We start from the raw sequence: 8,224 nt of genomic DNA, 5'->3' as shown, positions 1-8,224 counted from the left end.
CGCGAAGCGTTGAAAAACTCGAAAGGCCCGGGCAACTTCCGCAACCTGTTTCTCTACTCCCCCGGGGGCAAGAAGGATGGGGTGCAGGTGATCCCGGTCAGCGAGGTCGCGGCCAAGGACGAGTTCTGGAACATCAAGAACATCACCCGGGATGACCAGCTGGCCGGCCACCGGATCCCGCCGCAGCTGATGGGCATCATCCCCAGCAACACCGGCGGTTTCGGCGACGTTGAGAAGGCCGCGCGCGTGTTCGTGGCCAACGAGCTCGAGCCGCTGCAGGCTTCCCTGCGCGAGATCAACGAGATCGTCGGCGAAGAGATCGTCCGTTTCCGGCCCTACTCGCTCGAGGGCGACTCCGGTGCCCCGAGGCTTGATCCCACAAAATGAAAAAGCGCCCGTGACGTTAGTCAACGGGCGCAGGTCACTCGCGTTCATCCTTGATCGCTGGGGAGCCTTCCACGCTCCTCGAGCAACAGCTTCATCATACTCAAAAGCTGTATAAATGAACAGGTGTTAAGGATGACGAACAAACCGATCCTCCCATGGATGGGAGGCAAGCGCAGACTCGCCAAGCAGATCATTCCACTCTTCCAGGCGCACACCACCTATGTCGAGCCATTCTGTGGCGGGGCGGCCGTGTACTTCATGAAGGAGCCGAGCCAGGTCGAGGTCATCAATGATGTCCATGGCGACCTGGTGAACCTCTACCGGGTGGTCAAGCACCACCCCGATGAGCTGATCCGGCAGTTTCGGTGGAGCCTGGTCAGCCGGGAGGAGTACATGAGCCAGAAGCAGGTGGACCCGCGCCATCTCACCGATATTCAGCGGGCGGCTCGGTTCTTCTACCTCCAGAAGCTCGCCTTCGGGGGGAAGGTGCATGGGCAGTCCTTTGGAACCTCTGCGACCACCCCACCCCGTTTGAACCTACTCCGCCTGGAAGAGGACCTTAGCGAAGCCCACCTGCGTTTATCCCGCACTGTGGTTGAGCATCTCGACTGGGGGGAGTGCATGCGCCGCTACGATCGGCCGGGGACACTGTTCTATCTCGATCCACCGTATTGGGGTACCGCTGGCTATGGCAGTGAGTTCAGTCTCCAGGAGTACGATCGGATGGCGGAGCTGGCTCGCCACGCTCAGGGTCAGGTGGTGATCAGCGTCAACGACATTCCTGAAATGCGGCAGTCTTTCGACGGCCTCGTGATCCGCACCACGAAGATCAGTTACACCGTCGGCAGGCAGGCCACCGGAAAGCGCGGGGAGCTCATCATCAGCAATCGTTAACATGAGGCTTTCGTCGCCACCGCAGCCGCCCAGCAGGGCGGCTTTTTTGTTCCTGCTCGACAGACCAGGGCGACCCCGCCCCGGCCCGGCAGCGCCCCAGCGCGCGCCGTCGACACCCCGCCCCGCCTGCGCTCTAAATAATTTTGTTTTTATGCATATACGCACTATGGGCGCGGCCCGGCGGATGCGCTGCGCCATACTGGCCTAAGTACCTGTAGTGGCTTGCGTTTCTATGCGGATTCGACTGCAGGCAGGAGGTCCGTGGGTGATCGGCCCAATTTGAGAAGGTGAGGGGGGCTCGGAAAAAGGTAACATAGGTAACTTGGTCGATTTTTGCTTGTATCTATCTGATTTTATTGATTTCTACCGTTACCTTTAAAAGGTAACAAGAGGTACCGCAAAAGGTAACGGGCTTCTAAGCCTCTGATTTTAAAGGATAGAGAAATTTCTCTCTGTGACCTTTCAAAAAGGTAACGCATCACCTTTTCAGTACCTTTTTGTTACCTTTTGAACACCTGTTCGAATGACTTTTAAATCATTATCTTAGGTCGATTTTCGGGAACCCGTTACCTTTGTTACCTTTTTCCGAGACCCCCACGGATTCTAGGATTCCCCTCGCGCACGACGTGTGTGCACGCGTCGTACACGCACGAGCTAGTTCGCGGCAACAACAGGGTCAGCGAGGAAAAAAAGGAAAGTTTTTGGTAGAAATCTGGTACGGAATGGCGATAAAGGCGGGAGTGGCGGGGGTCAGCTCTAATCCATCATCGGCGCCACGGAGAAAGTACGGTCGAGCTGGGGCATCGGCATCATGGGGGTGTCGGTCGGGAAGGCGGTTATTCTACCAGTACGGGTCTATTTCTGGCCAATTCATGAGTGGCAACATCCAAGCACAGCCGACGATGGCATTGAGTCTTCTCTGACTCTGTGCGATGCGTGGTTCAGTACTCGCGTGGTGTGGCTATCTGAATTACCCCGTGTTTCGTAGTCATCTCCAGGTCTACAGTGATGGTTGGTTGTAGCTGGTTGGGTGATCTATGTGCGGCCGCTTCGCTCTCTATAGTTCTTGTCCCAGGCTCTCGGCCTCCCTGCGATTGCCGCTGGTGGAGGCGAGGGGACTGTCGCCACGCTACAACGTGTCGCCGGGGACCTGGATCACCGTGGTGCGCCATCCCGGCGATGAGGCGCCGCTGGTGATGGACGAGGTGTGGTGGAGCTATCGGCCGCACTGGGCGAAGGAGACGGCCCCCGAACCCATCAACGCCACCGTCGAGAAGGTGGCCACGTCAAACTACTTCCGTGGAGCCTTCGCTCATCACCGCTGCCTGGTGCCCGCGGATGGCTGGTACGAGTGGCTGCCGATCGACGGGAGAAAGCAGCCGCACTTCCTGTGCCGTGAGGATCGCGAGCCGATCTGGCTGGCGGGCATCTGGAGCGAGCGGCCGGATGGCAGGCCGGGCTGCGCCATTCTCACTGAGCCGGCCCGGGGCGTGGCCAGCGAGATCCATCCCCGCATGCCTCTGGCCTTGGATGAGGAGTGTCTGGCGCCGTGGCTCGACCCGCAACTGACCGAGCGCGAGACGCTCCGCCAGGTGGTGCATCACTTGCCTGCCGACAGGCTCACTCACTGGCCTGTGAGTACACGGGTGAACCGGCCCGGCAACGAGGGCGCCGAATTGCTGGAGCCGGCTCCTCATTGAGAGGATGGAGCCGGTCATAATGGCCGGTGTGGGACAAGCCGACACGCAGAAACAGAAACACCAAGGCCCGCATCAGCGGGCCTTGGTGCTCGACGTCTTGCGACGCGATAGGTCTGTCTGATCGGCGATCAGATGACTTCGATGTTCGAAGCCTGCAGGCCTTTCTTGCCTTGAACCACATCAAAGGAGACCTGCTGGCCGTCCTGGAGGGACTTGAAGCCGTCTGCCTTGATTTCTGAGAAGTGGGCAAAGAGGTCATCGCCACCGTCGGACGGGGTGATGAAGCCGAAGCCTTTTGCGTCGTTGAACCACTTGACTGTGCCAGTAGACATATTCTGTCTCCTTTCGCGCTATGCGCTTGTTACGAGTTACCGGGTAATGCCCCGAGTGCTAGTGGGTCAAACAAGGGGATATAACCAGACAACCGAAAGGATTCGACTACTACTGACAATATGCATCTTGCTAACCAACTGACAATACAGTGTCATGGATGACGGTCGGCGTCAATGCCTTGTGTGTTTTCCGTGCCTCCCGGCATGGCAGAGGAGGTGGCCGAGGACGCACCTGACATCTTTCGTCCATACTGACCGACGCCCAGCCTCATCAGAAGGAGCAGAGCATGAGTGGCAACCTTACCGAACACCAGGTGGAGCTGCTGTCCCGCGTGCTGCAGCACGGCGCAGTGCTGGCCTCGCCCTTCGGTCACCCGGGCGAGGATAGCTTGCTGGAGGAGGTGCTGGAGGACATCGATGCCCTGGAGGCCGAGGGGCTGATCACCGTCGACCGGGCGCGGGGCAGCGACGAGCCTGAGCGCATCACCTTGACCCAGGAGGGGTATGACGCCCTGGGCATGGCCTGAGGATGACCTCTCGCTAAACGCACGTAACGCGTCCTCGCACGCCCAAGGGGATTATCCCCAGGACGGGAGAGCGGCGGCTTGACCCTCATCACCCTGGAGCAAGACGCAATGTGCTATCCATGGGGTATCTAGAAGGAAGCAGAGCAGTGCCCTTTCGGCACTGCCGGCGATGACAGGAGGCGACGTCATGACGGATCGGAAGCAAAAACTGGAAGCGTTGCGCGACGAGCTGATCGATCGGTTCGAGCGCTACAAGGCCCACAAGGAGCAGCGGGGCGGTCCGCTGGACAAGGACATGGAGGACCAGTCCATCGAGCTGCAGAACGACGACGTAATCGAGGCCCTGCAGCAGGAGGCCGAGGACGAGCTTCGCCAGGCCATGCATGCACTCAAACGAATCGACGACGGCGAAGGCGATCTCTGCGAGCAGTGCGGCGAGCCCATCGATGCGCGCCGGCTGACGGCGGTACCCTACACCACGCTCTGTCGCGACTGTGCCGACCTGCGCTGAGCGGACGCGTCATGCCCGGGAATGATGATAGTCTGGTCTCCTATCGACTTGGCGGGAGGCATGCATGACGGCGTGGTATCGAGCAATGGGGACGGGCCTGATGCTGCTGTGGCTGGCCGGGTGCAGCGGTGGCGAGGAGGACGTGGCGTCTGAGCCTACCGAGACGGCCACCACCGCCGAGACCCGCGAGCCGGCGGAGACCTCGCCCGAGGCGCCCGAGGTGCCGCCCTTCGACCAGCCGGTGATGATCGATCTTTCGTCCACCCTGGGCAGCGACCGGCGCCTGACGGTGGAGGGTGAGACCAATCTGCCCGAGGCGACCCGCCTGCAGGTCTTGGTGGAGCGCGAGCTCAGCGGCGTGCGCTGGCGCGAACGTGTGTCGGTGGAGGCGGGCGGCTTCGAGGCCGGCCCCTTTGGGCCCGGGAGCGGGCTGCCGGATGGCGGCTACCGCGTCACGGTCGATGTGCAGGAGGGAAGCGTGCAGCCGCGATCAGTCCGTGAACGCCTGGGGGAGCAGAACGAGCATCTACGCGGGCCCCTGGTGCAGGAGTCACGTCACGGGCTGGGGCAGGTGGCTCGCTACCGTCAGCGCTTCCTGGTGGGCAGCGAGACGCGCCGCACCCTCGATAACGTTGAGGTACTGGAAGTGGAGTGATCCCTTACAGAGGCTGGACGCGCCAGTGGGCCACCAGCTTGCCGACCAGCCGGCAGGCCGGGGTCCAGGGCATGGTCTCGTCGCTGTGCTCGCTCTGGAATATCAGCTCCCCGGTGGGGCTCTGGTCAACCCGGCGGATGGCCAGGGTGCCGTCATCGTCGATCAGGTAGAGCCCGGGCTCACGGAAGATGTCGCTGGGGGCGATGGCGACCAGGTCTCCCTCGACAAGGAAGTCGAAGTGCTCCCCCGGGGCGGGAGTGACCAGGTGGCAGTCGCCGTCCCAGCGCTGACCAGGCACCATCTCGATTGGCAGGTCGATGCCTTTCTGCCGGCCATCCTGCCAGGGCAGCGGTGGGTGGCTGCGCAGGTAGAGTGGCGAGGCCTGGGTGCCCGCTTCCTCGAGCAGACGTGACAGCGGACAGTTCAAGGCCTGGGCCAGGGCTACCAGCCGCTCGTGGCCGATCTGCCGGATGGCGCCGGATTCCCAGTAGGAGATGGTCACATCGGACACCCCGACCCTGCGCGCCAGGGCCGCCTTGTTGAGGTCGGCCTCCAGCCGAAGTTCCTTGATCCGAGGACCGAGTGTATCCATTTCAGCATCCTGTGGAATGAATGAGGCGTGTGATCTTCTGCGATCGATTTTTACGGTGCAAGTGCAGCCATCAACGGTAATTCCGCTCTAATCTGCTGGCGAGCGGTCTCGCCACCGGGGCTCACCAGGTCACGGGCTCGCCGGCCCAGTCGAGGAAGGTACCGCTCTGCTCGGGCCCGCAGTCGTTCAGTACTGCCAGCAGTCGTTCGGCCACGAACGCCGCCGTGAACAGCTTCTCCGCCGGGACTCGCGACTGAAAGGGTTTTGACAAGGCGGTATCGGTGGTGCCCGGGTGCAGGCAGGTGACGCTGACCTGGGGATTGAGGCGGCGCAGTTCCACGGCGGCGGTCTTCAGCAGCATGTTGTGGGCGGCCTTGCTGGCCCGGTAGGCGTACCAGCCGCCCAGCCGGTTGTCGCCGATGGAGCCGACCCGTGCCGAGAGGCTTGCGACCAGCGCCGGATGGCGCCCCTTGAGGCCAGGCTGCAAGGTCTTGAGCAGCAATGCCGGGATGATCGCATTGACATGGTAGAGCCGGCTCATGGCTTCGGCGTCCAGGTCGTCGAGCTTCTTCTCGGGGCCGATGCCGAGACGCTCGTCGTGCAGCATGCCGATGGCATTGAACACCAGGTGCAGTGGGGCGGCGCCCAGGGCCTGCTCCAGGGCCACGTGGCCCTCCGGCTCGCTGACGTCCAGGGCGAGGGACTCGAAGCGAGGGTCAGGATGCAGGTGGCCGGTGCGGCTGACGCCGATCACCCGGCCGGGTCGGTCGCTTTCCAGCAAGGCATCGATGACGGCGCGGCCGATGCCGCCGGAAGCGCCGGTGACCAAGGCCGTGAAGCCATCGGGAAGTCGCGAGAGCATGAGGATCCTTGTGTGGGCGGTATTGCCTCAAGCATGGACCACGACGCGGGGGAATGATTCCCGGCCACGGCTGCCCGGCGCCAGCCAGGTGCGTATAATGCGTGGCATTCGCCCTCTCGGGAGGGCAGGCCCCACACCCTCGACAGGACCAAGGACGACATGACCGTACGTACTCGTATTGCGCCGTCACCCACCGGCGACCCCCACGTGGGCACCGCCTATATCGCCCTGTTCAACCTCTGTTTCGCTCGCCAGCACGGCGGCCAGTTCATCCTGCGCATCGAGGACACCGACCGTGTGCGTTCGACCCCCGAGTCCGAACAGATGATCCTCGACTCGATGCGCTGGTTGGGGCTGGAGTGGGACGAGGGTCCCGATGTGGGCGGCCCTCATGGCCCGTATCGTCAGAGCGAGCGCGGCGACATCTACGGGGAGTATGCTCGTCAACTGATCGAGGCCGGCCATGCCTTCAAGTGCTACCGCACCAGCGAGGAGCTCGATGAGCTGCGTGAGCAGCGCAAGGCCGCCGGCATGCACCTGGCCCTCAAGCCCGCCGACCTCGCCTTGCCGGAAGAGGAGCAGGCGCACCGCGAGCGGTCGGGCTGGCCCCATGTGGTGCGCATGAAAGTCCCCGCCACCGGCAGCTGCGTGGTCGATGACATGCTGCGTGGTGTGATCGAGGTCGACTGGGCCCAGGTGGATGCCCAGATTCTGCTCAAGTCCGACGGCATGCCGACCTATCACCTGGCCAATGTGGTCGATGACCATCTGATGGGCATCACCCACGTGCTGCGTGGCGAGGAGTGGATCAACTCGGCGCCCAAGCATCAGCTGCTCTATGAATATTTCGGCTGGGAGATGCCGCAGCTTTGCCATATGCCGCTGTTGCGCAATCCCGATAAGTCCAAGCTCTCCAAGCGCAAGAACCCGACGTCCATCAATTACTATCAGCGCATGGGCTTCCTGCCCCAGGCGGTGATCAACTACCTGGGTCGCATGGGCTGGTCGATGCCCGACGAGCGTGAGAAGTTCAGCCTGGACGAGATGATGAGCCATTTCGATATTCAGCGCGTGTCGCTGGGCGGGCCGGTGTTCGACCTGGAGAAGCTGACCTGGCTCAACGGCGTCTATATTCGTGAAGAGCTCGACGACAAAGCCTTCCTCAAGGCGCTGATGGAGTGGGCCTTCAACGAAGAGTACGTCAGCCAGATTCTGCCCCAGGTGCGCCCACGGGTGGAGACGCTCTCCCAGGTGGCGCCCCTGGCCGGCCACTTCTTCTCGGGCTTGCCAGCCATCGAGGAGGAGAGCTTCGACGAGATCAAGCTCTCCCGCGAGGAACTGCTCAAGCTGCTGCAGTTCCTTGTGTGGCGCTTCGAGGGCGTTCCGGCCTGGCACAAGGCGGCGTTGCTGGAGGAGGTCAAGACGCTGGCCAGCCACTTCGAGCTGAAGATGAAGGCCTTCCTGGCCCCGGTGTTCATCGCCATCACCGGCTCCAGTTCGAGCACCTCGGTGATGGATGCCATGGCGATCCTGGGCTCCGACATGACCCGGGCGCGCCTGCGCCATGCCATCGAGGTGCTGGGTGGCGTCTCCAAGAAGCAGGCCAAGCGCTTCGAGAAGGAATACAGAGAGCTGTAAAGCCCCTTCGGGGAGCGGTAAGCTGTAAGGCAACCTTAGTCCCATGCCGGGTGACCGGAAGCAGCCTCTTTGCTTACGGCTTACGGCTTACGGCTTACGGCTCCGGACGAAGTCCGGGAAGGGGTT

The 8,224-nt window shown here is 62.2% G+C and carries 9 protein-coding genes and 1 pseudogene; 7 read left to right on the top strand and 3 right to left on the bottom strand.

The features are described 5' to 3' along the window. From RI841_RS11960 to RI841_RS11950, 3 genes and pseudogenes are all read left to right on the top strand, one after another. Positions 1-387 (top strand): annotated as a pseudogene (locus RI841_RS11960) (capsid portal protein); the annotation flags it as partial. Positions 388-519: 132 nt separating this feature from the next. After that, on the top strand, positions 520-1,281 hold the full coding sequence (locus RI841_RS11955) for a DNA adenine methylase (protein WP_310705826.1): 762 nt from the start codon (positions 520-522) through the stop codon (positions 1,279-1,281). A gap of 1,037 nt (positions 1,282-2,318) precedes the next feature. Further along, positions 2,319-2,981 (top strand): SOS response-associated peptidase, encoded by a 663-nt coding sequence (locus RI841_RS11950; RefSeq protein ID WP_310705825.1) that lies wholly within the window; start codon positions 2,319-2,321, stop codon positions 2,979-2,981. 128 nt (positions 2,982-3,109) lie between these two features. Here the strand turns inward: RI841_RS11950 and RI841_RS11945 are convergent, their stop codons facing one another. Further along, positions 3,110-3,313, bottom strand: coding sequence for a cold-shock protein (locus tag RI841_RS11945; RefSeq protein WP_310705824.1), 204 nt, complete (start codon positions 3,311-3,313; stop codon positions 3,110-3,112). A gap of 287 nt (positions 3,314-3,600) precedes the next feature. Between RI841_RS11945 and RI841_RS11940 the strand changes: the two genes are divergently transcribed. The 3 genes from RI841_RS11940 to RI841_RS11930 all read left to right on the top strand — a co-directional run bounded on the left by RI841_RS11940 (position 3,601) and on the right by RI841_RS11930 (position 5,006). Beyond that, complete coding sequence (locus RI841_RS11940; RefSeq protein WP_310705822.1) at positions 3,601-3,840, top strand: hypothetical protein; 240 nt, start codon at positions 3,601-3,603, stop codon at positions 3,838-3,840. 187 nt (positions 3,841-4,027) lie between these two features. After that, the gene (locus RI841_RS11935) at positions 4,028-4,351 is read left to right on the top strand and encodes a TraR/DksA C4-type zinc finger protein (protein ID WP_310705821.1); all 324 of its coding nucleotides are present in this window, start codon (positions 4,028-4,030) and stop codon (positions 4,349-4,351) included. A gap of 100 nt (positions 4,352-4,451) precedes the next feature. Further along, entirely contained in the window at positions 4,452-5,006 is a 555-nt protein-coding gene (locus tag RI841_RS11930) for a hypothetical protein (protein ID WP_310705820.1), read from the top strand. A 4-nt stretch (positions 5,007-5,010) separates the two neighbouring features. Here the strand turns inward: RI841_RS11930 and RI841_RS11925 are convergent, their stop codons facing one another. Then, a complete protein-coding gene (locus RI841_RS11925) occupies positions 5,011-5,598 on the bottom strand; it encodes a helix-turn-helix domain-containing protein (protein ID WP_310705819.1) in 588 nt (195 codons plus the stop codon). A gap of 121 nt (positions 5,599-5,719) precedes the next feature. Further along, positions 5,720-6,460 carry an SDR family NAD(P)-dependent oxidoreductase gene (locus RI841_RS11920; RefSeq protein ID WP_310705818.1) on the bottom strand — a complete coding sequence of 247 codons (741 nt, stop codon included), beginning with the start codon at positions 6,458-6,460 and terminating at the stop codon, positions 5,720-5,722. Between the two features lie 159 nt (positions 6,461-6,619). Here RI841_RS11920 and gltX point away from each other — a divergent pair, with 159 nt between their 5' ends. Continuing rightward, positions 6,620-8,098, top strand: coding sequence for a glutamate--tRNA ligase (gltX, locus tag RI841_RS11915; protein ID WP_310705817.1), 1,479 nt, complete (start codon positions 6,620-6,622; stop codon positions 8,096-8,098). The last annotated feature ends 126 nt before the right edge of the window (positions 8,099-8,224 follow it).

It is taken from the genome of Halomonas sp. (assembly GCF_031581305.1).
Taxonomy (GTDB): Bacteria; Pseudomonadota; Gammaproteobacteria; order Pseudomonadales; family Halomonadaceae; genus Halomonas.
This window is presented reverse-complemented; position numbering and strand designations above follow the sequence as displayed.

Bases quoted from the DNA above. Each gene is read 5' to 3' on its own strand.
- RI841_RS11955 (WP_310705826.1), top strand. From the start codon at position 520: ATGACGAACAAACCGATCCTCCCATGGATGGGAGGCAAGCGCAGACTC.
- RI841_RS11950 (WP_310705825.1), top strand. From the start codon at position 2,319: ATGTGCGGCCGCTTCGCTCTCTATAGTTCTTGTCCCAGGCTCTCGGCC.
- RI841_RS11945 (WP_310705824.1), bottom strand. From the start codon at position 3,313: ATGTCTACTGGCACAGTCAAGTGGTTCAACGACGCAAAAGGCTTCGGC.
- RI841_RS11940 (WP_310705822.1), top strand. From the start codon at position 3,601: ATGAGTGGCAACCTTACCGAACACCAGGTGGAGCTGCTGTCCCGCGTG.
- RI841_RS11935 (WP_310705821.1), top strand. From the start codon at position 4,028: ATGACGGATCGGAAGCAAAAACTGGAAGCGTTGCGCGACGAGCTGATC.
- RI841_RS11930 (WP_310705820.1), top strand. From the start codon at position 4,452: ATGCTGCTGTGGCTGGCCGGGTGCAGCGGTGGCGAGGAGGACGTGGCG.
- RI841_RS11925 (WP_310705819.1), bottom strand. From the start codon at position 5,598: ATGGATACACTCGGTCCTCGGATCAAGGAACTTCGGCTGGAGGCCGAC.
- RI841_RS11920 (WP_310705818.1), bottom strand. From the start codon at position 6,460: ATGCTCTCGCGACTTCCCGATGGCTTCACGGCCTTGGTCACCGGCGCT.
- gltX (WP_310705817.1), top strand. From the start codon at position 6,620: ATGACCGTACGTACTCGTATTGCGCCGTCACCCACCGGCGACCCCCAC.